General features: G+C 72.4%; 20 protein-coding genes, 1 tRNA gene and 1 pseudogene. 9 read left to right on the top strand and 13 right to left on the bottom strand.

Features of this window, described 5'->3' with window-relative positions; genetic code table 11:
• Positions 1-32 precede the first annotated feature (32 nt).
• From FRAQA3DRAFT_RS26640 to FRAQA3DRAFT_RS26625, 4 genes are all read right to left on the bottom strand, one after another.
• On the bottom strand, positions 33-986 hold the full coding sequence (locus FRAQA3DRAFT_RS26640) for an NAD-dependent epimerase/dehydratase family protein (RefSeq protein ID WP_035923566.1): 954 nt from the start codon (positions 984-986) through the stop codon (positions 33-35).
• 129 nt (positions 987-1,115) lie between these two features.
• Positions 1,116-1,400, bottom strand: coding sequence for a mycothiol system anti-sigma-R factor (gene rsrA, locus FRAQA3DRAFT_RS26635; protein ID WP_009742156.1), 285 nt, complete (start codon positions 1,398-1,400; stop codon positions 1,116-1,118).
• Positions 1,397-2,206 (bottom strand): sigma-70 family RNA polymerase sigma factor, encoded by an 810-nt coding sequence (locus tag FRAQA3DRAFT_RS26630; RefSeq protein WP_009742155.1) that lies wholly within the window; start codon positions 2,204-2,206, stop codon positions 1,397-1,399. The genes rsrA and FRAQA3DRAFT_RS26630 overlap by 4 nt, the downstream gene beginning before the upstream one ends.
• A 41-nt stretch (positions 2,207-2,247) precedes the next feature.
• The gene (locus FRAQA3DRAFT_RS26625) at positions 2,248-3,051 is read right to left on the bottom strand and encodes an alpha/beta family hydrolase (RefSeq protein WP_009742154.1); all 804 of its coding nucleotides are present in this window, start codon (positions 3,049-3,051) and stop codon (positions 2,248-2,250) included.
• 29 nt (positions 3,052-3,080) lie between these two features.
• Between FRAQA3DRAFT_RS26625 and FRAQA3DRAFT_RS26620 the strand changes: the two are divergent.
• Positions 3,081-3,868: pseudogene (locus FRAQA3DRAFT_RS26620) on the top strand (class I SAM-dependent methyltransferase).
• On the opposite strand, the gene FRAQA3DRAFT_RS26615 reads toward FRAQA3DRAFT_RS26620, so the two are convergent.
• Positions 3,865-5,382, bottom strand: coding sequence for an amidase (locus FRAQA3DRAFT_RS26615; protein WP_009742153.1), 1,518 nt, complete (start codon positions 5,380-5,382; stop codon positions 3,865-3,867). The pseudogene FRAQA3DRAFT_RS26620 and the gene FRAQA3DRAFT_RS26615 sit on opposite strands and share 4 nt — an antisense overlap.
• Positions 5,383-5,435: 53 nt before the next feature.
• Here FRAQA3DRAFT_RS26615 and aroA point away from each other — a divergent pair, with 53 nt between their 5' ends.
• The 4 genes from aroA (at position 5,436) to FRAQA3DRAFT_RS26595 (ending at position 9,533) form a co-directional block, all read left to right on the top strand.
• The gene (aroA, locus tag FRAQA3DRAFT_RS26610; protein WP_009742152.1) at positions 5,436-6,758 is read left to right on the top strand and encodes a 3-phosphoshikimate 1-carboxyvinyltransferase; all 1,323 of its coding nucleotides are present in this window, start codon (positions 5,436-5,438) and stop codon (positions 6,756-6,758) included.
• Positions 6,759-6,811: 53 nt separating this feature from the next.
• The gene (gene rsgA / locus FRAQA3DRAFT_RS26605; protein ID WP_009742151.1) at positions 6,812-7,798 is read left to right on the top strand and encodes a ribosome small subunit-dependent GTPase A; all 987 of its coding nucleotides are present in this window, start codon (positions 6,812-6,814) and stop codon (positions 7,796-7,798) included.
• 99 nt (positions 7,799-7,897) lie between these two features.
• Positions 7,898-8,737, top strand: coding sequence for a histidinol-phosphatase (gene hisN, locus FRAQA3DRAFT_RS26600; protein ID WP_009742150.1), 840 nt, complete (start codon positions 7,898-7,900; stop codon positions 8,735-8,737).
• A gap of 76 nt (positions 8,738-8,813) precedes the next feature.
• Positions 8,814-9,533, top strand: coding sequence for a glycerophosphodiester phosphodiesterase (locus FRAQA3DRAFT_RS26595; protein ID WP_009742149.1), 720 nt, complete (start codon positions 8,814-8,816; stop codon positions 9,531-9,533).
• Between the two features lie 915 nt (positions 9,534-10,448).
• Here the strand turns inward: FRAQA3DRAFT_RS26595 and FRAQA3DRAFT_RS26580 are convergent.
• Positions 10,449-11,567 (bottom strand): alpha/beta fold hydrolase, encoded by a 1,119-nt coding sequence (locus tag FRAQA3DRAFT_RS26580; RefSeq protein ID WP_009742148.1) that lies wholly within the window; start codon positions 11,565-11,567, stop codon positions 10,449-10,451.
• Between the two features lie 12 nt (positions 11,568-11,579).
• The gene (locus FRAQA3DRAFT_RS26575) at positions 11,580-13,010 is read right to left on the bottom strand and encodes a gamma-aminobutyraldehyde dehydrogenase (RefSeq protein WP_009742147.1); all 1,431 of its coding nucleotides are present in this window, start codon (positions 13,008-13,010) and stop codon (positions 11,580-11,582) included.
• A gap of 189 nt (positions 13,011-13,199) precedes the next feature.
• Between FRAQA3DRAFT_RS26575 and FRAQA3DRAFT_RS31855 the strand changes: the two genes are divergently transcribed.
• Positions 13,200-14,708 (top strand): FAD-binding oxidoreductase, encoded by a 1,509-nt coding sequence (locus FRAQA3DRAFT_RS31855; RefSeq protein WP_009742146.1) that lies wholly within the window; start codon positions 13,200-13,202, stop codon positions 14,706-14,708.
• Between the two features lie 204 nt (positions 14,709-14,912).
• Here the strand turns inward: FRAQA3DRAFT_RS31855 and FRAQA3DRAFT_RS26565 are convergent, their stop codons facing one another.
• On the bottom strand, positions 14,913-16,316 hold the full coding sequence (locus FRAQA3DRAFT_RS26565) for an aspartate aminotransferase family protein (protein WP_009742145.1): 1,404 nt from the start codon (positions 16,314-16,316) through the stop codon (positions 14,913-14,915).
• 227 nt (positions 16,317-16,543) lie between these two features.
• On the opposite strand from FRAQA3DRAFT_RS26565, the gene FRAQA3DRAFT_RS26560 reads away from it, so the two are divergent.
• Both FRAQA3DRAFT_RS26560 and FRAQA3DRAFT_RS26555 read left to right on the top strand, forming a co-directional pair.
• On the top strand, positions 16,544-17,032 hold the full coding sequence (locus tag FRAQA3DRAFT_RS26560; protein WP_009742144.1) for an Lrp/AsnC family transcriptional regulator: 489 nt from the start codon (positions 16,544-16,546) through the stop codon (positions 17,030-17,032).
• A 294-nt stretch (positions 17,033-17,326) separates the two neighbouring features.
• Positions 17,327-17,587, top strand: coding sequence for a hypothetical protein (locus FRAQA3DRAFT_RS26555; RefSeq protein WP_009742143.1), 261 nt, complete (start codon positions 17,327-17,329; stop codon positions 17,585-17,587).
• Positions 17,588-18,197: 610 nt separating this feature from the next.
• Here the strand turns inward: FRAQA3DRAFT_RS26555 and FRAQA3DRAFT_RS26550 are convergent.
• Positions 18,198-18,274, bottom strand: a tRNA-Met gene (locus FRAQA3DRAFT_RS26550).
• Between the two features lie 119 nt (positions 18,275-18,393).
• Positions 18,394-21,444, bottom strand: a complete 3,051-nt coding sequence (locus FRAQA3DRAFT_RS26545) for a UPF0182 family protein (protein WP_009742142.1) — start codon at positions 21,442-21,444, stop codon at positions 18,394-18,396.
• A gap of 158 nt (positions 21,445-21,602) precedes the next feature.
• On the opposite strand from FRAQA3DRAFT_RS26545, the gene FRAQA3DRAFT_RS26540 reads away from it, so the two are divergent.
• Complete coding sequence (locus FRAQA3DRAFT_RS26540) at positions 21,603-22,109, top strand: PPA1309 family protein (protein WP_009742141.1); 507 nt, start codon at positions 21,603-21,605, stop codon at positions 22,107-22,109.
• A gap of 143 nt (positions 22,110-22,252) precedes the next feature.
• Here FRAQA3DRAFT_RS26540 and FRAQA3DRAFT_RS26535 read toward each other — a convergent pair whose 3' ends face one another.
• The 3 genes from FRAQA3DRAFT_RS26535 to FRAQA3DRAFT_RS26525 all read right to left on the bottom strand — a co-directional run bounded on the left by FRAQA3DRAFT_RS26535 (position 22,253) and on the right by FRAQA3DRAFT_RS26525 (position 24,329).
• The gene (locus FRAQA3DRAFT_RS26535) at positions 22,253-23,293 is read right to left on the bottom strand and encodes a PDZ domain-containing protein (RefSeq protein WP_009742140.1); all 1,041 of its coding nucleotides are present in this window, start codon (positions 23,291-23,293) and stop codon (positions 22,253-22,255) included.
• Positions 23,294-23,382: 89 nt separating this feature from the next.
• Positions 23,383-23,709, bottom strand: a complete 327-nt coding sequence (locus FRAQA3DRAFT_RS26530) for a hypothetical protein (RefSeq protein WP_232291781.1) — start codon at positions 23,707-23,709, stop codon at positions 23,383-23,385.
• A gap of 104 nt (positions 23,710-23,813) precedes the next feature.
• Positions 23,814-24,329: a molybdenum cofactor biosynthesis protein MoaE gene (locus FRAQA3DRAFT_RS26525; RefSeq protein ID WP_009742138.1), complete on the bottom strand. Its 516-nt coding sequence runs from the start codon at positions 24,327-24,329 to the stop codon at positions 23,814-23,816.
• Positions 24,330-24,469: the final 140 nt, after the last annotated feature.

The following is a 24,469-nucleotide window of genomic DNA, read 5'->3' as shown; positions in this document are numbered from 1 at the left end:
CCGTGTGGACACGGCCCGCCGCCAGGCGCCGCTCAGGCCGCGGCGACGATCTGCTGGCGCAGCCAGGCGATGGTGCGCGCCAGCCCCTCGTCGAGATCGACCGTGGGTCGCCAGCCCACCAGCCGCTCGGCCAGGCGCACGGCCAGGGCGATGCGGGCCAGCTCGCCGGGGCGCGCCGGAGCCGCCAGCGGGGTGTCGGGCACGCCGACGATCGCGGCGATCCGGCTGTGCAGCTCCCGCACGGTGGTCTCGACGCCGGTGCCGATGTTGAGCCGGACGCCGCTGGCGACGTCCACCGGCAGCACCCGGGCGAACGCCTCGGCCACGTCGCCCACGAACACGTAGTCCCGGCTCGCGGTGCCGTCACCGAAGATCTTCGCCTGACGCCCGGCCAGCATGGCCGTCCCGAAGATGGCCACGACGCCCGCCTCGCCGTGCGGGTCCTGCCGCGGCCCGTAGACGTTGGCCAGCGCCAGGGCGGTCGAGGCCAGGCCATGGGTCGCCCGGTAGACGCTGAGATACAGCTCGCCGGCGGCCTTGCCCGCGGCGTACGGCGACTCGGGCACGACCGGCGCGGTCTCGTCGACCGGCAGCCGCGCGGGCGAGCCGTAGATCGACCCGCCGGACGAGGTATGGATGACCTTGGATGTGCCGGCGAGGCGGCTGGCCTCGAGGACGTTGATCGTGCCGAGGACGTTCTGCCGGGCGTCGCGCAGCGGGTCGGCGACGCTGACCCGGACGTCGATCTGGGCCGCCAGGTGCGCGACCACCTCGGGTTGCACCCGGCCGACGAGGGCGGGCAGCTCGGGCGAGGTGACGTCGAGCTGCTCGAAGGAGAAGCGGGGCTCCGCCGCCGCGGCGGTGAGGTTGGCCAGCCGGCCGGTGGACAGGTCGTCGACGCCGACGACGCTGTGACCGTCGGCCAGCAGCCGGTCGGTGACGGTGGAACCGATGAAGCCGGCCGCGCCGGTGACGAGGATGCGCACGACGCAGGACACTAGCCCGCAGGCCTGGGCGCTTCCTGTACCCCGCGGGACCGCTGGGCGTGACCGCGGGACGCCGAGCGTCGAGCGGAGCGGGCCCCGCTGCGGGGCCCGCTCCCGGGCGCCGAGCCGCTACTCGGGTCGGAACTCGGTGGCGTCCGCCTCGACCCGGGCCGAGCGGAGCCGGGCCAGGACGCTGCTCCGCAGCGAGTCCGGCGCCCGCTCCCCCCCGCACTTGCGGGCGACGAGCATCTTCACCTCGTGTTCCACGCCGAACTCGCGCAGGCACGGGGAGCACTCGTCGAGATGGGCCCGAATGAGAGTGTGCTGCCCCCCGTCGCACTCGCCGTCGAGGTACAGGAAGACCGCGTCCAGAACCTTCCGGCAGTCGATCTCGTGCTCACCACCGCAGCTCACGACGCTCCACCCTCGCCGTCAGCGGACCCGGCCCCCACCAGCCCGCGATCCGCCGCGTACTTCTCCAGGGACTTGCGCAGACCTCGGCGGCCACGGTGCAGCCGGGACATCACGGTCCCGATCGGCGTGCCCATGATCTCCGCGATCTCCTTGTACGCGAAGCCCTCGACGTCGGCGAGGTACACCGCCATCCGGAAGTCCTCCGGCAACGCCTGCAACGCGTCCTTGATGTCGCTGTCGGGCAGATGCTCCAGCGCCTCGGTCTCGGCGCTCTTCAGGCCACTGGACGTGTGCGACTCGGCCTCGGCGAGCTGCCAGTCCTCGACCTGTTCGGTCGGGCTCTGCAACGGCTGCCGCTGCCGCTTGCGGTAGGTGTTGATGAAGGTGTTGGTCAGGATCCGGTAGAGCCACGCCTTGAGGTTCGTGCCCTCCTGGAACTGGTGGAAGGCCGCGAACGCCTTGACGAAGGTCTCCTGGACGAGGTCCTCCGCGTCGGCCGGATTGCGGGTCATCCGCAGGGCGGCCGCATACAGCTGGTCGAGGTACGGGAGGGCGTCGCGCTCGAACCGCGCGCCCCGCTCCTCGGTGGTCTCGTCGACCAGGATCACTCCCTCACCGTCATGCTCCCCGACGGCCCGCTCCGCGCTCCGGGTGCCGGACCGGACGGAACCGGACCGTCTCTCCGGAGCGGACGATACCCCGGCCACGGCCTCAGCGCGCATCGGCACGACGGCCGCAGGGGGCCATTGTGGAACATGTCCCGGCTGCGCCGACGGCCGCCTGTACACGGCGTTCGCAGGAGTCATGAGACCTCCGTGACCTCGTCTGACATGGGACCCAACGCCGATCACCCCGCCGCTGATTCCCGCGCCGGGGCCGGCGGGCCCAACCGGTCGAGCAGGAACGCGGCGCCCACCCGGGCGGCCTCGGCGACGGCCTCGCCGGCCGGCCGGCCGTCCCGCACCCGGGTGCGGAAGGAATGGTCACCGCCCGCGACGAGGCTCACCCGTCGATCGAGCGCCGGATCCGGCGCCGGGCGGCCGAACGAATCCCGGTCACCCTGGACGACGAGGACGGGCACACCGGCGCCGTCGAGCTCCTCCTGCCGGGACGGCTTCGGCCGGCCCGCCGCGGTGGTGCCCGGCGGCTGCAGCGGGAAGCCCAGGGCGAGCACCCCGCGGGCGCCGGTCCCCGCGGCGACCCGGACGGCCACCCGCGAACCCATCGACACCCCGGCGAGGGCCAGCGGGCGCGGCGTCCCGAGCGCCTCGACCGCGGCGATGGCCACCGCGTCGAGGCGGGCCGGCCGGTCCGGGGCGCGGCGCCCGGCCACCCGGTAGGGCATCTCCAAGCGGGCCACCCCCACCCCGGCGGCACCCAGCCGGGCGGCCAGGGCGTCGAACAGGGGCGTGTCGACGCCGCTGCCGGCGCCGTGCAGGAACATCACGATCGACGCGCCGGTCCCGGGAACCACCCGCAGCCGCCCACCGTCCACAGCTATGCAGGCACCGTCGACCGGCGCCGGCTCGGCGCCGGCGTCGGGCGGTGGCGGGGCCGGCGTGCATCGATCCGACACAGCAGGGAAGGACACAGCGTGGTCGAGCGTGGAATCTGTCAGACTTCCACCTCGAGTGTGTGACTTGCCTCGCATCATCGCCTCCCGAAGGGTAGGAAAGCTTCATGCTGCCTGGCCCCGACGCCGACCCGGGCCCGCCTCGTGGACGAGCGAACACCCTGGTCTGCGAGGCTCCAGCAGACAGTGATGATCCGTACTGGGCCTTCTACGAGGAGGTCGCGTCGGCCCAGCTGCGGGAGTGGCTGCCGGCGCAGCCGGCACGGGTGCTCGACGTCTCCGGCCCACGGGCCCGCTTCGCCCGCCAGATGGTGACCGCCGGTCACCAGGTCGTGCGGGTGGTGGCCCAGGCCGAGCCGGCCGACCCGGCCGTCGGTCCGGGCGCGCTGCTGCCGGTCGTGGGCGACGCCCGCTCGCTGGACTGGTTCTCCCCCGGCTCGTTCGACGCGGTGCTCGCCGAGGCGCGGGCGCTGTCGTTCTGCCTGGCCACGGAGACGACCCTCGACGAGATCCACAGCATGCTGCGCCCGGGCGGGCGGCTGCTGCTCTGCGTCGACTCGCTCCTGCTCGGCCTCGCCCGCCTCGCCGAGCAGCATCGCTGGGCGGAACTGTCCGACGTGCCTCGCGCCGACGTCGTGCTCGTGCCCGCCGAGGACGCACGATCACCCGGTGTTTCTGGCCGGAGGAACTGCGGGCCCTGCTGACCAGCGCCGGCTTCGACGTCCAGTGGATCCGTCCGCGCACGGTGCTGTCCGCCGAGGCGGTCAAGCGGGCCGTGGCCGAGGACGTCTCCTGCTTTCCCACCCTCGTGCGCACGGAGGTGGAGCTCTCCGCCGAACGCGAGGGCGAGTCCATCGGCATCCACCTGATCGCCTCGGCTCGCCGGCCCGCCTAACCGGCCCACCGGTCCCGCCCCGGCGACGGCCAGGGGGCGAGGAGTTCGAGCGCGGCGACGAGGCGCAGCAGACGGCTCTCCTCGCCATGACGGCCGACGATCTGGAGTCCGACCGGGCAGCCGTCGGCGGTGAAGCCCGCGGGCACGCTCACCGCCGGCTGCCCGCTGAGGTTGAACGCCCACGTCAGGCTCACGCTGCGGACCGTGCCGGGACCCGCGTGCGGATGCGGCCGGTTGGGCGTGGTCGGCGTGAGCAGCACGTCCGCCCGAGCCAGCACGGCCGAGAGGCATCGATCGTTGTGCGCGCGCACGGCCGCGACGGCCGCGGTCGAGGCAGGCGCCGTCCCAGCGGCGGACGCTGTCCCAGGGGCTGCCGGCACCGTCCGCAGCGCCGTCCACGCCTCCTCCGGGTCGAGCAGCTCGACGGGCACCTCCGCCCAGCTCAGCACGCCGGCGGCGGCAAGCCGGTCGGCGGCGGCCCGGCTCACGGCGGCCACCTCGGGCTCGGGACTGGCAAAGCCAAGCGTCGCCGACCAGACGGCGATTCCGAGCCGCCCACCGTCCTGCCCGTGGCTGCCGGCGTCCTGCCCGTGGCTGCCGGCGTCCTGCCCGTGGCTGCCGGCTTTGCGCAGGCCGCCGCCGCGCGCCCGAGCGCCCCCGGCCGCGTCGACCGGCAGCGGATCAAATGGATCAAATGGATCGAGCGGATTGAGCGGATTGAGCGGATCGACGCCAAGCGGGGGATAAAGGCCGGGAACCGGCTCGCCTCCCGCCGCCGACGACTTCCCGCCAGCCGACTCCCCGCCGACCAGCCCACTGCCAGCCAGCCCACTGCCCGCGGCAGGCAGCGCAGTCGGCAACTCGCGGGCGCCGGCGACGACCGCCCACCAGGCGGCCGCGTCGGCGCCGCGGCGGACGATCGGGCCGGGGACGGTCAGGCCGGCGCGGTCGGGGCCGGGGAAGCGGCCGCTGGTCGGCTTGAGCCCGACCACCCCGCACCAGGCCGCGGGGATGCGGGTGGAGCCGGCGCCGTCACCAGCGGTGGCAAGGGGGACGACCCCGCTTGCGACGGCGACCGCCGAGCCGGCCGACGAGCCGCCGGGCACCCGATCGGGCCGCCACGGGTTCACCGTCGGGCCCCGGGTGGTGTGACCCCAGGTCTGCCAGGGATGCGCGGCACGGACCGGCACCGCCGTCGTCCCGATCACGATGGCCCCCGCGGCGAGCAGCCGACGGGTCGTGGGCGCCGTGACGCCGCTGCCCGACTTGACCGCGATCGGCACACCGGCCAGCGGCAGCTCGGCGCCGCGGGCGAGCGCCCGGCCGACCAGGCCGGCCCGGTGCGCGGCCCAGTCCGGCCAGCAGGAGGTGAAGGCCCGCAGCGCGCCGTCGGTCTCCCGCAGCCGGGCCAGGGCCACCTCGACCGGGGCCTGCGGGGCGATCAGCCCGGCGCGGACCAGCGCGGCCAGCTCGGTGGCGCCGAGCGCCGGGTAGTCACGGCGCAAACGATTCACCGGCCCATGCGGTACGGACACGCCGGGGGCGGCCGCCAATCCGGCATGCTGTCATGGTGAGCATCCTGACCGGCACTGAGGCCACGGGCACGCAGTCCGACCCGTGGCCGGCCCCGACCGCGCAGCGCCCCGTGACGGCCGTCGTCCCGGTGCCGGGCGCGAAGTCCGGCACGAACCGGGCGCTCGTCCTCGCCGCCCTGGCGAACGGGACGTCCCGGCTGCGCGGCGCCCTGCGCTCGCGGGACACCCTGCTGATGGCCGGGGTGCTGCGCGCGCTGGGTGCCGAGATCGACACCGACGGCCCGGACTGGGTCGTGCGGCCCGCGCCGTCGCCGCGGGTCGCCGCCGGCGCGCGGGCCGAGTGCGGCAACGCGGGCACCGTCGCCCGGTTCACCCCGGCCCTGGCGACCCTGCGCGAGGGGGACGTCGTGTTCGACGGCGACGCCCGCATGCGCGACCGGCCGCTCACTCCGCTGCTCGGCGCGCTGCGCCGGCTCGGCGCCGACATCGACGGCGACCGGATGCCCTTCACCGTGCGCGGCTGCGGCCGGCTGCCCGGCGGCGAGGTCACCGTGGACGCCTCCGACTCCAGCCAGCTCGTCTCCGGGCTGCTGCTCGCCGCCCCCCGCTACGACGCCGGGGTCACGGTCGTCCACCGCGGGGCGCGCCTGCCGTCGGGCCCCTATCTGGACATGACGGTCGCGGACCTGCGGGCGGCCGGCGCGTTGGTCGAGGTCGCGCCGCCCGGCGCCGACGGCAGCCGGCGCTGGCGGGTCGAGCCGGGCGAACTCGTCGCCGCCGACCGGGCCATCGAGCCGGACATGAACAGCGCCGCGGCCTTCCTCGCGGCGGCGCTCGCCACCGGCGGACGGGTGGTGGTGCCGGACTGGCCCGAGGCGACCGAGCAGCCCGGTCGGATGCTCCCCACGCTGCTGGCGGCGATGGGCGCCACGACCGAGCGCACGCCGCAGGGGCTGGCGGTCAGCGGCGGCGGCGGGATCCACGGGATCGACGTCGACCTCGGCGACTTCGGGGAGGCCGCGCCCGTCCTGACCGCGCTCGCCGTCCTCGCCGACTCGCCCTCCCGGCTGCGCGGCATCGGGCACCTGCGGCTGCAGGAGACCGACCGGCTCCTCGCCCTCGCCCAGGAGCTCGGCAGTCTCGGCGCGCGGATCGCGGTGACGGACGACGGGCTGGCGATCGAGCCGGCGCCCCTGCGCGGCGCGCGGCTCGACCCGCGCGCCGACCACCGGCTGGCGATGGCGTACGCGGTGGTGGGCCTGGTCGTGCCGGGGATCGTCATCGACGACATCGCGACGACCGGCAAGACGGTGCCGGACTTCCCCCTCATGTGGACGGCGATGCTGGCCGGATGAGGGGCGCGGATGGCCGGATGAGCGGCGCGACGTACCGGGCCGCGGGCTAGCCGATGGCCCGCGAACTGGACGAGGACGACGTCCGGGTGCGACCAGGACGCAGCTCGCGTCCCCGGACCCGGGAGCGGCCCGAGCATGCCGAGGCGGTGCCGGCGGTGGTGGTCGGGGTCGACCGCGGCCGCTACACCTGCCGGCCGGACCCGACGCCGCAGCGGCTGGTCGCCGCCGTGCGCGGCGGGTCGATGCGCCGCACGTCGGTGGTCGTCGGGGACCGGGTCGCGCTGGTCGGCGACGTCTCGGGGACGTCCGGGGCGCTGGCACGGCTGGTGCGCCGCGAGGAACGCACGAGCGTCCTGCGGCGCACCCCCGACGACAGCGACCCGGCGGAGCGGCCGATCGTCGCGAACGCCGACATCCTGGTCATCGTCTGTTCGGTGACCGATCCGGTGCCGCGGCCGGGCCTGATCGACCGCTGCCTGGTCGCCGCCTACGACGGCGGGCTGTCCCCGGCGCTGTGCCTGACCAAGACCGACCTGGCCGACCCCGCGCCGCTGATCGAGCTGTACCGGCCGCTGGGGTTCCCGGTGCTGACGACCCACCCGGACAGCGACCTCGACCCGCTGCTGGCGCTGCTGACCGACCGGGTCAGTGTGTTCTTCGGCCACAGCGGGGTCGGGAAGTCCAGCCTGGTCAACCGGCTGGTGCCGGCTGCGGACCTGGCGATCGGCGAGGTCAACGCGGTGACGGGCCGCGGGCGGCACACGTCGTCGGCGGCGGTGGCGCTGCTGCTCCCGGGGGACGGAACGGTGATCGACACCCCGGGGGTACGGTCGTTCGGCCTCGGCGCGGTGACGCCGAACCGGGTGCTGCGCGCCTTCTCCGACCTCGCCGCCGCGGCCGAGCACTGCCAGCCCGGCTGCGAGCATTTCGCCCCGTCGCCCGACTGCGCCCTGGACTCGGCGGTTCGCGACGGTGACGCCGACGCCGCCCGGCTCGCGAGCCTTCGCCGGTTGCTGGGCGCCCGCGGAACCCCGATATGAGAAAGCGCATCGGGAGATTGGTCACACTCTTCCCGCCACGTGGGCCCCGCCGTCCGCGTCACCGACGCGTGAGTGGGCTCGACTCGTAGTCTCGCAGGCGTGACCCCGCCTAACCCCACCTCCGTGGGCACCGAATCGACCGAGGACATCGACGCCGTCGCCGTCGCCGACGATCTCGCGCTCGCGCTGAGTCTCGCGGACGCTGCCGATCGGATTACTCTTTCCCGCTTCCAAGCCGTTGACCTGCACGTCGAATCCAAGCCGGACAACACGCCGGTCTCCGACGCCGACACCGCCGTCGAATCCATGATCCGGGAGCGGCTCGCCGTCGCCCGGCCGGGGGACGCCGTCCTCGGCGAGGAGGAGGGGCTCGTCGGCGCGGGCGCCCGGCGGCGCTGGATCCTCGACCCGGTCGACGGCACGAAGAACTTCGTGCGCGGCGTGCCGGTCTGGGGCACTCTGCTCGGCCTGGAGGTGGACGGCCAGATGGTCGTCGGCGTGGCAAGCGCACCCGCGATGAGCCGGCGCTGGTGGGGGGCCCGGGGCACCGGAGCGTTCACCCGGGACGCCACCGGTGACACCCGGGGGCTCAAGGTCTCCTCGGTCAGCCGGCTGGGGGACGCGTTCATGTCCTTCGCCTCGGTGGAGGGCTGGCGGACCGCGGACCGGCTCGACCAGTTCCTGCACCTGGCCGACCAGGTCTGGCGGACCCGGGCCTACGGCGACTTCTGGTCGCACATGATGGTCGCCGAGGGCGCGGTGGACCTGGCCTGCGAACCCGAGGTGTCCCTGTGGGACATGGCGGCGCTTCAGGTCATCGTCGAGGAGGCCGGCGGCCGGTTCACCGACCTGACGGGCCGGCGGGGGCCGGGCCACGGCACCGTGCTGACGACGAACGGCCACCTGCACGACGTGGCGCTGCGTTCCTTCACCCGCTGAGGTTCCACCCGCGCGGTACCCGCCGAGTTTCACCGGACGGTCTTGACATTCGGATGACGGGAAAGAGTGATGGCCGGTGATCGGCTTCGCGCACCGCGGGGCGCCGGCCCCGCACCAACGGGAGAACACCCTGCCCGCGTTCCGGCGTGCGTTGGCCGGCGGGGCAAGCGGGTTGGAGTCGGATGCCTGGCTGACCGCGGACGGGATGCCGGTGCTGCACCACGACGGGGTTCTCGGACCGCCCGGCCGGCGGCGGCGGATCAGTGATCTGACCGCCGACCGGCTGCCCGGTTGGCTGCCGACGCTGGCCGCGTTCTACGCGGAGCTCGGCACGTCGTTCGAGTTCAGTCTGGATCTGAAGGGTCCGCCCGGTGGCTGGGCGACCGCGGCGGACGCCGTGGTCGCCGTCACCCGGCAGGCGGGTGGCAGCGCGGCGGCCCAGCGGTTATGGCTGTGCGGGAACCTCCCGGAGCTCGCCGCCTTCCGGGCCCGGGATCCGGACGTGCGCCTGGTGAACTCCACGTCGGTGCGCAACGTGATGGATGGAGGCGGGGTCAGCGCATACGGCGGGCGGCTGCGCGCCGCCGGTGTGGCCGCGCTGAACCTGCGGACTCGGGAATGGACGCCGCCGCGGGCCGGGATCGTCGGCGTTCTGCATGATCTCGGTATCGCCGCGTTCGGGTGGGATGCGCAGAGCACAAGCACTCTGACCCGCTTGGCCGGATACGGGCTCGACGCGGTCTACAGCGACCATCTCGCGCGGCTGGTGCGGGTCACCGGTTCCGCCGCAGCATAGCCCCGGGCCAGCGGGTGAGTCGGAACCCACGCAGGCGGCACACCGCCGGCAATTGGTTGGCGAAGCGAACGAAGCGAGCCATTGCGTTGTGCGCAGCGTGACCCGGCTCCGGCGCACTGTCATATCGTCAGCGGTTAGGTTAGCTTCAGGTAGCTATAGCAACCACCGACGGAGAGTGGCCGCGAAAGATCCGCCGACCGAACCGGCGATTGGCCGGTGGAAGCGATAACCTCGTGGCCGGCGACGGTGAGCGACCATGGCTCCCCGTGGCACTTTCCTGACACGGGGATGACAGCCGGCTCCGCTCAGTCCTCCTCAGCGACTTTCAGCATCTGCTCCGGAAACCCGGTGCGTTCCGCGACATGCTCGACCGAGTAACCCTGTCGCACCAGGTCACGAGCCTGCTCCAGCGTCCAGCCCCGCCCGGGGTCAACCCGGCTGACAACCACTTCACTCGCCTGGCGCCGTTCCTGCGGCCAGCTGAGTCGTGCACGGCGTGCCAAGGGTCGACCTCCGAGATTTGAGGACTTTGGTGTTACGCAACCAAGGATAGGCCATATTGACGCCGGCCTGCCCGTTGAACTCCACGATAGCGGGTGGCGACCTGTTAATGCAGACCCGCGCCGAAGACTGTGCATCATCCGAACGCCGGCTGGCCCGAACAGGCGGCCATGCACAAGGTACGAGTGAGCATGATCTCCGTCGACCCCGGGAACTTCCCGGTGACGAAGAGCGTCGAGGAGAGCGGTTCAGCCGAGAAGAGCATGACCGCATCTGTCGGAGGGAGTTCCGGCCCGCCCGCCGCTAAGCCGTCCATCTCGAGGCCGCGAGGGCATAGGCCCGAACCTCGCCGCGCCGCCGGCGCGCCGCCCACGCCGGACCCGAAATGACCTGATACCGGGCCTGCGGCGGGTATCAGCCGAGGGGCGCGCCCGGATCGTGCGGTCCGCCCCGGCCGGTGCCCCGCGATTGCCGCTCCCCCGCCCTGGGTGCCCCCGCCCTGGGTGTCCCCGAACGGGGGGCCGCGGCGGCGGCGTTCTCGGCGGCGGCGGGGGCGGCCAGCGGCGGTGTGCCGGGCTGGTCCGCCGGGCGGGTGGCCCGCACCTCCCGGGCATGCTCGCGCAGTAGCATCCGCCACTGGCGCGGCGAGTGGCTCGCCGGCCTGGTCGTGGCCAAAAAATCCTCGAGAACCCGCCGGAAGCGCGCAGGATCGCTGTGATGGGGGAAATGCCCCGCGCCGGAAAAGATCTCCAGGCGGCTTCCAGGCATGGCCGCATGCGCGATCCGAGCGTGTTCGATCGGGATCACCGCGTCCCGATCGCCCCAGACGATCAGCGACGGCATCCCGGCGGCCAGATAACAGCGGTCGAGCATCGTGATGGCCTGCCCGCGCGCGTCGACCACGGAACGCAGCGTCCGCAGGAAGGCGGCCCGCGCCGTCGGCACCTCGAGGGAGTCGCAGACATGCAGGATGTCCTCGGCGTCGCGGCCCAGATCGGTGTGCAGCAGCCGCAGCGCCCGCAGCCCGGCCCAGCCGGCGAGGCGCACCGGTGGGACGCCGAGCAGCGACAGCACCGCCCCGGCACCGGGCAGCGCCGCGGCCCGAAGCGCCGGGTGCAGATCCGGCCCGACCCCGCCGGTGGACACGAGGACCAGCCGCTCGCAGCGTTCCGGGAACTGGTAGGCGAACTGCATCGCGACCCCGCCACCGAGCGAATGCCCGACGACCGTCGCCCGCTCGATGCCGAGCACGGTCAGCAGGTCACGCATGCCGCAGGCGTAGCCGGCCACCGAGTAGTCCCCGCGTGGCTTTTCCGACTCTCCGTGCCCGAGCAGGTCGGGGGCTATCACCGTATGGCGCCGGGCGAGCTGGGGAATGATCGGCGCCCAGGTGCGGGCGTTGTCCCCGATGCCGTGGATCAGCAGCAGCACCGGTCCGCGGCCGGCGCGCAGATAGCAGCGCCGGTACCCGTGGACCGTGACAAATCGCGGGGTCAGCCCCCCAGCCCCGACACTCGGCGCATCGACGGTCATCGCCACCCCAGGTCAGAACTCGATGTTGCTCATCACATGCTTGATCCTGGTGTAGTCCTCCAGGCCGTACACGGACAGGTCCTTGCCGTAACCGCTCTTCTTGAATCCGCCGTGCGGCATCTCCGCGACGATCGAGATGTGAGTGTTGATCCATACGCAACCGAAGTCCAGGCGACGCGCGACCCGCATGGCCCGGCCGTGGTCGCGCGTCCAGACGCTGGAGGCCAGGCCGTACTCCACACCGTTCGCCCAGGCCACCGCGGTGTCCTCGGAATCGAACCGCTGCATCGTGATGACCGGGCCGAAGATCTCCGACTGGATGAGTTCGTCGTCCTGGCGCAGGCCGGCGACGACCGTCGCGGGGTAGAAGTAGCCGGGCCGGTCGAGGGCCGCGCCGCCGGCGAGCACCTCGGCATGCTCCGGCGCCCGCTGGACGAACCCGCCCACCCGGTCGAGCTGGCCGGCGCTGTTCAGCGGGCCGTAGTCCACGTCGGTCTCGTCCGGGGAGCCGGTCGCGGTGCCCCGGGCCGCCTCGGCCAGCGCGGCGGCGAGATCGTCGTGGATCCCGGGCGCGGCCAGCACCCTCGTGGCCGCCGTGCAGTCCTGGCCGGCGTTGAAGTAGGCGGCGCCGGCGATCTCGGCGGCGACGGCGGCCGGGTCCACATCGTCGAAGACGATGACCGGCGCCTTGCCGCCGAGCTCCAGATGCACCCGCTTGAGCGAGTCGGCCGCCGCCCGCGCCACCTCCATGCCGGCCCGCACGCTGCCGGTCACCGACACCATCGCCGGCCCCGGGTGCGCGACCAGCGCCCGCCCGGTGTCCCGGTCGCCGCACACGACGTTGAGCACGCCGGGCGGGAGGAACTCCGCGGCGATCTCGGCGAGCAGCAGGCTGGACGCCGGGGTCGTGTCCGACGGCTTGAGGATGACCGTGTTGCCCGCCGCGATCGCCGGGGCGATCTTCCACACCGCCATCATCAGCGGGTAGTTCCACGGCGTGACCTGCGCGCAGACCCCGACCGGCTCGCGGCGGACGTAGCTGGTATGCCCGGCCAGGTACTCCCCGGCGGCCCGGCCCTCCAGCAGGCGCGCGGCCCCGGCAAAGAAGCGGATCTGGTCGGCGGACGGCCCGATCTCCTCGTCCACGGTGAGCTGCAGCGGCTTGCCCGTGTTGGTGCTCTCCACCGCGGCGACCTCGTCGGCCCGTTCCTCCAACGCGTCCGCGAGGCGCAGCAGCGCCCGGGAGCGCTCGGACGGGGTGGTGTCGCGCCAGGTCTCGAATGCCGTCGACGCGGCGTGGACGGCCGCGTCGACGTCGGCGGCGCCCGAACGCGGGGCCTGGGCGAACAGCTCTCCGGTCGAGGGGTTCAGAATCGACATCGTCTCGCCGTCGGCGGCCTGGCGGGAGACGCCGCCGATGAAGTTGGCGAGGATCGCATCCATACATCTCTCCTAGCGCTGATCGTCTCCCGACCGCCCGGCCGCCGGACATGTCGCCACAACGTTTACGATGCTTCCACGAACTTCAGGCCACGGATAGCGTGAACAAACGAGCGTGACGCCACGGAAACACGCTACCCGCGCCCGGTCCAGCCGACGGCGCACGGCCCCTTCGAAAGGCAGGTCGAAACGATGCCGGGCCGCCGCCGTCCCGCCGCCGCCGTACCGTCCCTGTGGCTGGACACCGCCGGCCCCGCTCCGGCACCCCGGCCCCGGCTGCTGGGCAGGCTCACCGCCGACGTCTGCATCGTCGGCGCCGGCTTCACCGGCCTGTGGACCGCCTACCATCTGCGCCGAGACGACCCGAACCTGCGGGTGGCCGTCGTCGAGCGGGAGACCGCCGGATTCGGCGCGTCCGGGCGCAACGGCGGCTGGTGCTCGGCGCTGTTCCCCGTCCAGTCGATGGCGGAGGCGATGCGAGAGCCACTCGCGGCCACCATCGACGCCATCGACGCCGTCTGCCGCACCGAGGGCATCGACTGCGACCTCGTCAAGGACGGCTTCCTCGAACTCGCCACCACCCCCGCCCAGCTCACCCGCCTGCGCGCGACCCTCCCCGCCGCGACATCTCGCCCCGCCGCCGCAGCCCGCCCCGCCGCCGCATCCGGCCCTGGCGCCGCAGCCCGCCCCGCCGCCGCAGCCCGCCCTGGCGCCGCAGCCCGGACCCCTGCCGCGACCGGGCCGCACGCCTCGACGGCCGCCGTCACCGGTCCGCCCGCGCCCACCGTCGACTCCGCGCCCCGTTGGCTGGACGCCGACCAGGCCGCACGCCTCGTCCGGGTGCCCGGCGCGCTCGGCGGGATCCTCGACCCGCAGTGCGCCGCGTTGCACCCGCTCAAGCTCGTCCGCGGCCTCGCGGCGGCGGTACAGCGCCACGGCGCCGAGCTGTTCGAGCACTCCCCCGCCCAGCGCCTCGAGCCGGGCCGGGTCGTGCTGGCCGACGGCGAGATCCAGGCCGGCGTCGTCGTGCGGGCCACCGAGGGCTACACCGCCACCCTGCCCGGCCTGCGCCGCGACCTCGCCCCCGTCTACTCGCTGATCATCGCCACGGAGCCGCTACCGGAGTCGGTCTGGACGGAAATCGGCTGGAACCGCCGAGTCACCCTGTCCGACGGGCGCCGGCTGCTCATCTACGCCCAGCGCAGCGCCGACGGCCGGATCGTCCTCGGCGGCCGCGGCGCGCCCTACCACTTCGGCTCGCGCACCAGCCCCGCGTTCGACTCCTCCCCCGCCGTCTTCGAGCACCTCCGCCGCACCCTGGCCACCCTGTTCCCCGCCGCCGCGAGCGCCCGGATCACCCACCGCTGGGGCGGCCCCCTAGGCGTCCCCCGCGACTGGACCCCCGGCGTCTCCTTCGATCCCGACACGGGCCTGGCCTGGGCGGGCGGCTACGTCGGCGACGGCGTGGCCGCCGCCGCCCTGGCCGGACGAACCCTCGCCGACCTGATCCGCGGCCACCGCTCACCCCGCACGGAACTCCCCTGGGTCGTCGACCACCGCCGCCCCTGGGAACCCGAACCGGCCCGCTGGCTCGGCATCAACGCCGGCCGCCTGCTCGCCGCCGCCACCGACACCCGGGAGAACCGCACCGGCCGTCCTTCCCGCCTCGGCCCCGCCCTGGACCACCTAACCGGCCACTGACCCTCCCCGTCGGCCGCGATCCAGCCAGGGGATCAGATGCAGGAGAGCGCTCGCCTTACAAGCGAGCGGTCGCACAATGACGATCCCCCGATGATCATCAGCGCTCCCGTGCCCGGCCCTCGGACCCCGGTCTGGTGCGCTTCGGTGACCCCTCGAAAGAGAGAGCGCCCAGCCGCGTTGATCTCGAGGGCGTCCGGTCACGTCTCAGGCCGTGAGGTCGTGAGCGAGGTGGTCGAGGCTGTCGAGGTAGCGGTCGACGTCGGCATCGGTGTGCTGCACCGACAGGGTCCACTCCTCCTCGCGGCCGGGCGCCATCAGGACGCCGCGGTTGGCGTTGTAGAGCCAGGCGAGCTCGGGCAGCTCGGCGTTCTGGTGTGCCATGAAGGACGTGTAGTCGCGGATGGGTGCGTCGGTGAAGTGCACGCATCCCTTGGAGCTGATCCCGACGGTGTAGCCGGGGATGCCGTGGCGGGCGAGGATCTCGTCGCAGCCGGCGATCAGGCGGTCGTTGAGGCGATCGAGGTGGGCGTAGGAGTCGGGGGTGAGCACCTCGAACAGGCTCGCTCGGGCGGCGGCCATGGTCAGCGGGTTGCCGTTGTACGTGCCGACCTGCTTGACCTTGTCCGAGGCGACGACCTCCATGATCTCGACGGTCGCGCCGATGGCGCCCGACGGCAGGCCGCCGCCGAGCGCCTTGGCCAGCGTGATCATGTCGGGACGCACGCCGAAGCGCTCGGTGGCACCGCCGGCCGCGACGCACAGGCCGGTCTTGACCTCGTCGAAGATCAGGATGATGCCATGCCGGGCGGTGATCTCCCGGACCGCCTCCAGGTAGCCGGGCTCTGGCAGGACGACGCCCAGGTTCATCATCGCCGCCTCCATGATCACGCAGGCGGGGAGGCGGCCCTCGGCGGCGAGCGCCTCGATCCGACGTTCCATCGCGGGGGCGTCGTTGAACGGGACCGGCACGGTGAGGTCGATGACGGCCTGCGGGATGCCCGCGCCGTAGCCGAGGGAGTTCATGTTGTCGGCCGGGCCGATGTCGTCGTAGGGCGCACCGATCGACACCATCACGTAGTCGTGGTGGCCGTGGTAAGAGCCGAAGATCTTGATGATCGTGTCGCGGCCGGTGACCCCGCGGGCGATGCGGATGGCGTCCATCGTCGCCTCGGAGCCGGAGTTGACGTAGCGCCACTGCGGCAGCCCGAACCGGCGGGCGAGCTCCTCGCTGACCACGACCGAGTCCTCGGTCGGCATCGCGAAGTGGGTGCCGAGGGCGACCCGCTCGGTCACCGCCCGCACGATCGCGGGGTGGGCGTGGCCCTGGACCATCGACCCGAAGCCGTTGTGGAAGTCGGCGTACTCGTTGCCGTCGACGTCCCACACCAGCGAGCCCTGGCCCCGGGTGAGGTAGATCGGCCACGGGTCGCGGATCTGGTACGACGACGGCACTCCCGACGTCATCGACCGCGCCGCCCGCGCGTGCAGCCGTTCGGAACCCCGGGTACGGGCCTGCAGACGGGCCTCCTCCCGTTCGGTGAGCTCCGCCGCCCTGGCATGAAGTGCGGCCTGGGTCACACTTGCCTCGGAAACGATCAGATTCGACACCGTCCACGCATCCCTTCAGCCAAGCGCCTACCGAAAGCGTAGCTCGACCGGCCATTGAGCGAGGGAATCCGTAGACAAAAGCCGATTTGGGTATCGCTTCCCCGTTCGTTCACTCGTAGCCATACGATGACAGCAGACGCCATCCGAAGGGTCCGAGCCGGCGCGGCCCGGCGCCCCGGCCGGCGATCGGACCGGCGCGCCGCCGGGCGAGACGAGGAGGATGCCGGGTGCAGTCTCGACGGACACCCGGCCAGCGATCCGCCTCGGACGGGCTGCTAGACGACATCAACAAGGCGATCATCGAGCAGCTCCAGCAGGACGGCCGGCGCTCCTACGCGGCGATGGCGGCGGCCGTCGGGCTGTCCGAGGCGGCGGTGCGGCAGCGGGTCCAGCGGCTGCTCGACGCCGGGGTGATGCAGATCGTCGCCGTCACCGATCCGCTGCGGGTCGGCTTCCACCGGGAAGCCATGATCGGCGTGCGGGTCACCGGTGACACCCGGGTGGTCGCCGACACCATCGCCGAGCTCCCCGAGGTCGACTACGTCGTGCTCACGGCCGGCTCGTTCGACCTCATCGTCGAGATCGTCGCCGAGGACGACGAGCACCTGCTGGATCTGATCAACGCCCGGATCCGCGCCCTGCCCCAGGTGCTCGCCACGGAGACGTTCGTCTACCTGCGTCTGGTGAAGCAGACCTACACCTGGGGAGCGCGCTGACGTGCCAGGTGCGGGATGGGCGGACAGGGGCGGCCCGGGGGCCGGGGGCACGAACGGGACGGCAGCCAGCAGTGGCGAAGCGAGACGACAACGGCGATAAGCCGTGGCCGGACACATGTCCGGGTCCGAACCGGTGGATGCGCACTCGTCGCCACGGGTGAGGCGCCGGCAGAAGGGAACGGACCGCGGAGTCACGCCGCCGACACCGTCCCTCGAACAACCAAGCAGTACCAACAAGAGTCCAACTCGTGCAATGACTGTCAAACAACTCGGCCCAGACACGATGGGGTGAGCATGGCGCTGGTCCACCATGACCCGCAGGACGGCATAATAATTACTCGCATTGGCCAGGCTGAGATCACCGTGCGGCCCGAGCCTCCGGCGAGCGCCGGCACGGCACCGGTGATCCTCCTGCGGCTGGACGCCCCGATGCTGGATACGCTCGCCGCCGCCTATCTCGACCCCGACGAGGCCCGTCACCTCGCCCAGGCCCTGGTCCGCGCCGCCGAGGCGGTCCGTCCCGCCAGCCCCTGGCGCACGCCCCGCGGTCGCTGACCGGGCCAGCGACGATCGGCCAGCCAGCAAGGCCGGCCCCCGCGCCGAGCTGGCCGGCCGTCCCCTGGCTCCAGCCTGGTCGTCGACTGTCGACGCTCACTGCGCCGTGCCGGCGCGCAGCCGATCATCCCTGGAGAGATCGCAACGCGATTGCAATGGTGCAGGACCAGCGCGACGACGGATCGCTGACCATCCTTTGAGGGGTCGTAACTCGGTCTCGCGCGTCAGCCACGACCTTGCCGCCACTGATCAGTACCGGATCTGGGGCCGCCGACTGCGGTGTCTTTCGGTGATCGGCCGCATACGTAGCTCGTGCCGAGGTCCAGCCACGGTTTTTCGGGCCAGAACCGTGGTTGAGCCTCGGCACGAGCTGGCCGCGAGCTGGCCGGGAAGACAAGGCCGGGCTGGTTGGCGGTGTCGGGCGGGGAGCGTGGCAGGAGAGCGGCGGCGACGTGAGGACGGCCGGGCGGTCGTCCGCAGCGGGTATGCAGGCCAGGACGCCGCGCCCGGCGCGGGTGCGCGGATCTCTACTGGAGCGCGGCAGAGGCAGAGCCTGCGAACGGTGGAATGCGAAGGGGCTCCCGGAGAATTCTCCGGGAGCCCCTTCGGCTGGTAGCGGGGACAGGATTTGAACCTGTGACCTCTGGGTTATGAGCCCAGCGAGCTACCGAGCTGCTCCACCCCGCGTCGGTGTGTCTTTACTATACAGGGCCGCCACCGGCAGATGTCAAACCGATGGCGGCCCTGATTTTGGGAAGTTCCTGGCGAAGATCACAAAGGGGGCGGATCGTCCCGTTCCGGGAGCTTCAGCCGGCTGCGGGCGCCGCCCGGGGCTGCTGCGGTGGGCTGATCGTGGGAGCCGCGGCCGCTTGCGAGGTGGTCGGCGTCGGCGGCGCGGAGCCGGCTGCGGCGGTGCCGCGGGGCGTGGGCGCCGCGGAGCCGCCCGGCGAGGGGCTCGCGGCCGGCGGGGTCGTGGGTGGGCTGGCGAGCGTCCGCAGCCGACCCAGCGCGTTGGCCAGGTCGGTCTGCGCCTGGCCGTAGGCGGTGAAGTCCGGCGGGTTCTTCCGCAGGGCGTCCTGGCCGGCCTTGTACGCGCTGTCGGCGTCGTTGACGGCGTCCCGCAGTCCGGACGTGCCCCGTGGGGCGGCGCCCGATCCACCGCCGCCCTGAGTACCGCCCTGACTGCCACCAGTGATCGTGGTGGCTCCGCTACCGGCGCCGGCCGCGGCCGCACCGGCCCCGGGGCCGAAGACCTTGTCGAGCGCCTCCCCCAGCGAGGTGCCGAAGCCGATGCGCTCCCCGAAGGCGGTGGCAATGCCCTGCAGGGTGGGGTAGCCGGTGCTGCCCCGGGCCTGGACGTAGTAGGGCTCGACGTAGAGCAGCCCGCCCGCGACCGGCAGGGTCAGCAGGTTGCCCTCGATGGTCTGCGAGCCCGCTCCCCGCCACAGGGTGAGCTTGTTGACGACGTCGGCGTTCGCCTCGATCGCGTTCTGCACCTGCACGGGGCCGTTGATCGTGTTCCCCGGCGGGAGTTTGAGCAGGGTGAACTGCCCGTAGTTGGCCGGGTCGCTGGACACCGCCATGTAGGCCGCGAGCTTCGACGACCGGGCCGAGATCAACGGCGAGGTCAGGTTGTACGACGGGCCCGACCGCCCGGGTAGCTGGCTGTAGACGTAGAACGGCGGCTGCGGCTGTCCGCTGCCGTCCGGTGAGTCCGACACCTCCCAGAAGTCCTCCTGCGAGTAGAAGTCCCGCGGGTCGGACACGTGGTACCGGCCGATGAGGTCGCGCTGCACCTTGAACAGGTCCTCGGGGTAGCGCAGGTGCTCCCGCAGCGACGGGGAGATGTCGCGCTTCGGCTTGACCGTGTCCGGGAACGCCTTCATCCACGTCCGCAGCACCGGGTCGGACTCGTCCCAGGCGTAGAGGGTGACAGTGCCGTTGTAGGCGTCGACGGTGGCCTTCACCGAGTTGCGGATGTAGTTGACCTGGTTCGCGGCCTGCCGGGTGCGGTTGCCGCTCTGCGCGGTGACCGAGTCGGCGGTGACGTCGCCCAGGGTCCGCCGGGCGGAGTAGGGATAGCCGTCCGACGTGGTGTAGCCGTCGAGGATCCAGGTGATGCGGCCGTTTACGACCGCGGGGTACGGGTCGCCGTCGAGGGTGAGCCAGGGCGCGGCCTTGCTGACCCGCTCCCGCGGGTTGCGCTCGTAGAGGATCCGGGAGTTCTTGGTGATGTCCCCGGACAGCAGCAGGTTCTTCTCGCCGAAGCGCAGCGCGAACAGGGCCTGCCGCAGCGTCGAGCCGATCGAGACCCCGCCGTCGCCGGTGTAGGTCGTTGTGGCCTGGGTGTCGGCCCCGGGGCCGGGTCCGTCGATCTCCACCTGGCGGGTGCCGACGACGGAGTAGTTCGGCGACAGCTCGCCGAAGTAGACCCGGTTCTCCTTGACCCCGAGGTCGCCCTCCTGAGGCAGGTTCCGCTCGCCCTTGTCGAAGTCGGGCTGGCCCGCATCGACGGTGTTCGACGGCGCGGCGACGAATCCCTTGCCGTGGGTGTAGGTCAGGTGCTCGTTGATCCAGTTGCGCTGGTCGGCGCCGAGCCCGGCCTGGTTGAGCTCCCGCACGGAGACGACGTAGTCGCGGGTGGTCTTCTTCTTGTCGGCGCCGGTCACGGTGTACCGGTCGACGTCGAGGGTCTTGCCGAAGGTGTAGTAACCGCGGATCTGCTGGAGCTGCTGGAAGGTGCGCGACAGCTTGCTCGGGTCGAGCAGGCGGATGTTGGGCACCGTGCCGGTGTCCGCGGCGACCTGCGGGGCGGTGACGTCGGTGCGGGCCTCGTACGGCTGCGGCTTGACGTTCTGGATGCCGTAGGCGGTTCGGGTCGCCGCGATGTTGCGGTCGATGTACGGCTGCTCGCGGGTCGCCTCGTTCGGCCGCACCTGGAACTGCTGGATGAACGCCGGGTAGATGCCGCCGATGACCACCGAGGACAGCACGAGGATCCCCGCGCCCAGCAGCGGCAGCGTCCAGCCGCGCTGGAAGATGTTGTAGATGAACAGCACCGCGCAGGCCAGCGAGATGAACAACAGGATCAGCTTCGCGGGCAGCACCGCGTGGACGTCGGTGTAGGAGGCGCCGGTCCCGACCCCGCGCGAGGAGAACACCGCGCCGAAGCGGTCGAGGTAGTAGGCCCACGCCTTGAGCAGCGCGAGCAGTCCGAGCAGCACGGAGATATGCGCCTTGGCGGCGGGCGTCACCCGCTCCCCCGGCGTCTGCAGCCGGATGCCGCCGAACAGGTAGTGGGTCAGCACGGTGACCAGCAGCGACAGCAGCACGGCGGTCAGCAGGAAGCCGAGCAGGAAGCGCTGGAACGGGTACGTGAAGGTGTAGTAGCTGATGTCCCGGTGGAATTGGGCGTCCGTGGTCCCGAACGACTCGCCGTTCACCCACAGCAGCCAGGTCCGCCACCGACCGGACGCGGACAGCCCCGCGGCCAGGCCGAACACCGCCGCGATGCCGAGCAGGATCAGCTTCATGTACGGCTCGATCGCCGACCGGTAGCGTTCGAGATTCTGCTGTTCGGTGGAGAGCGGGCGCAACTGCGGACGAAACCGGTAACCAAGTACGATATTGGTCCCGATGACGACGGCCATCACCGCACCGAAGATGAGGAACAACAGGATCCGAGTGTAGATGACGGTCGTGAAGACCTTGCTGAAATCGACCGAGCGGTAGAACAGCAGGTCCGTGTAGAGCCGCGTGAAGACGGCGAAGAGCGCGATCACGAGGGCGAGGACCAGCAGCACCGGGACGATCACCTTGGCGCGGGTCAGCACCGGGCGGCGACTGGTCGTTGCCACAGTTCCTCCGTGCGGTCAGGGCGGTCGGGTGTTCATCGGAAGGCCGGGTCTGGGGTTTCCGGGCCTACCAGCCGGGCGGTGCCGACACGAGGGGCGCGTACCGCCCCAGTACGGCAACCTACGCCAGGCACTCAGGGGAGATCGGAGAGGATGGGTTGGTGAGCAACCCGAACATCACGGAGCTGACCTCCGTAGTACTCGAGGTCGAGCGACACGTCGCGGATTCAGGCTGGGACCAGCCCAGCCAGGTCTACGCCCTCGCCGACACCGCCGATCTGCTGGCGCGGGAACCCGCGCTGGCCCCCCACATCGGGGATTCACCGCCCGGTTCGCTGACCCCGGTCGAGCAGGAGCCGTTGCCGGTGGGCCGGCTCGACGAGGTGCTCGCCGGGATCGGGTGGCCCCCTGAGGTACTGGGCTGCGTGCTGGTGACCGAGCTCGTCGTCCTCCCACCGAGCGCGGAGGAGGAGGCGCCGTACTCCGACCACGAGATCGAGTACTGGGCCGCGAACCACCCGGAGCGCCAGGACGTCCGGCTCGCCGTCGGGGTGACCCGCAGCGGGCTGCACGCCTCCTGCCTGCGGGTGCGTGGGGACGACGAGCTCGTCGTCGATCCCGATCTGGCCGACAACCTCGTTGACGGGCTGCTCGCGACATTCCAGTGACTCCAACCGCCGGGTGGGGCGGCCGGCGACCCGCGTGGTCCGGGGGCCGTCCGCACGCCCCACCCGGCCGGCCCAGCCCACCCGGCCAGCCCAGCCCACCCGGCCAGCCCAGCCCACCCGGCCGGCCCCGATGGTCGGACCGCTCAGCAGGACGGCACACTCGCCGCCGGATTCGTCCGCAGGGCGTCGACCGCCTTCAGGGCCCCGGCCAGGGTGTCGACCTTCACCAGGCGCAGCCCGCTGCCGGAGTCCACCGAACGGGCGTCCGCGCAGTTCGCCGCCGGCACAAGGAAGATCGACGCCCCGGACGCCTTCGCACCGAGCACCTTCTGCTGAATGCCGCCGATCGGCCCGACCTCGCCGGCCGCCGTGATCGTCCCGGTACCGGCGATGGTCTTCCCTCCGGTGAGTGCCCCAGGGGTGAGCAGATCCACGATCCCCATCGCGAACATCAGGCCCGCGCTCGGACCGCCGACGTCCGACAGCCGGATGCGGACGGTGAACGGATAGGTCCGCTTCTCGGTCGTGGTGATGCCGATCATGGCGCGGGACGGGTCGTCGGTCGCCGGGCGGGTGATGATGCTGACGGTGGCCGGCTTGCTGCCCCGCTTGTAGGCGACGGTCACGGCCGTCCCCGGGCGGGCCTTGCCGATCTGGGCGCGTAGCTGGTCCTGGGTCGTCACGGCGACTCCGTTGACCTGGGTGACGACGTCGCCGGTCGCGAGCTTGCCGGCGGCGGGCGAACCGTCGGGAACGGTGTAGACCGCGACCGATCGACCCGTCGCCGCGATGCCGAGCTGGGCGAGCGCGGCCGCCGTGGCCTGGTCCTGCGAGTCCAGCATGGCCTGGGCGTTCTCCTGCTGGACCTGCTCCTGGCTGGAGCCGCGGGGACGGATGAGCTCGGTGGGGACGACCGCCCGGTCGTCGTCGATCCAGTCCTGCAGGGCGCTGACCAGATTGAGCTTGGGGGTCTCCTCGACCGTGGTCAGCTCAAGCCGACCGGAGGTCGGGAAGGTGCGGCGCCCCTCGATCGTGATCAGGCGGGTGCCGTCGACAGCGCCGAGCGTGTCGGTGACCGGCCCGGGGGCCAGGGTGACGAACGGTACCGGCATCCACAGGCCCACGACCAAGAGCGCCAACGCCAGTACCGACGCCACCACGAGAGACTGGGTGCGCCGGGCCATGAACGCAGTCTATGTACCGGCCCTCACCCGGACGGGCCGGCGTCCGGGGCACGTGACCGTGCCCCGGACGCCGGATGCCCGACGCGCGTTCAGGATGTTTCGGGCGAGCGACCCTCGGCCGGGTGCCGCAACGACGTCACGTCGATCGGCACGGTGTCGGCGAAGGGTGACACCTGCGCACCGGTCGGAACACCCAGGTCGCGCGGGTCACTCGGAGAGAGCGGGTCATTCAGGGAGAGCGGGTCATCGTCTGGGGGCGGTTCGGGGTAGCCGGAATCGTCGAGGTCGGCGCCGGTCCGCGTGGCGGACTGGGCGGAAATCGGGCGGGCGAGCGCGGCCATGCTGCGCCGGTAGCCCGCGATGGTGATCATGGCTTCGGAGGTGCGGTCCGGCCGGCCGCGCAGGGCGACCCACACGGCCGTCAGGAGCAGGGCGACAGGGGGTATCAACAGGAACCACATGGGAGCCTCGACGTCGAGACGAGTAAGAAGATGACTTATTTCTATCGTAGGTGCCCCGCTCAGCAGGCGCCTACCCATTCAGCCGCGCCGTCCTCAAAAATCTGGTGTTTCCAAATGGGAACCTGCGCCTTGATGTCATCGATCAGACGACGACAGGCGGCAAATGCCTCGGCCCGGTGGGCCGCACCCACCGCCACGACGACCGCGGTCTCACCCACCCGGAGGTGCCCCGTACGGTGGGCCACCGCGATCGCCCGCACCGGCGCGCCGGCGGCCACCTCGGCGGCGACGCGCTCGATCTCGGCGGCCGCCCGCGGATGCGCCTCGTAAGCGAGGTCCGTCACCCCGCGACCGGAGTCGTGATCACGCACGGTGCCCACGAACAGCGCAATCCCGCCCACGTCCGGGAACAGGACGGCGGCCATGCATTCATCCACCGACAGCGGGGTGTCACGAATCTCCGCGAGAACGACCCGGGCCGGGGCCGCGGCATCGGGGCCGCGATCGGGACCGGCGTCCGCGACGGGCTCCCCCGGCGCCGGGGAGGGCCCGCCCGCCCCGGCGGTCGCGCGCACCGGGGCACCGGCCGACGGGACGGGTGCGGGAGAACGCGTCGAGTCCACGTCTACGACCGTAACCGGCCGTGGCGGCCTCCGTTTCGCCCGGCGGGCAGAAAACGCATTACCGTGGGTTCATGTCCCAACCGCGCGTGCGA

Source organism: Frankia sp. QA3 (assembly GCF_000262465.1).
Taxonomy (GTDB): domain Bacteria; phylum Actinomycetota; class Actinomycetes; order Frankiales; family Frankiaceae; genus Frankia.
Note: the sequence above shows the minus strand (reverse complement) of the source record. Positions and strands in the feature narration are given on the sequence as shown.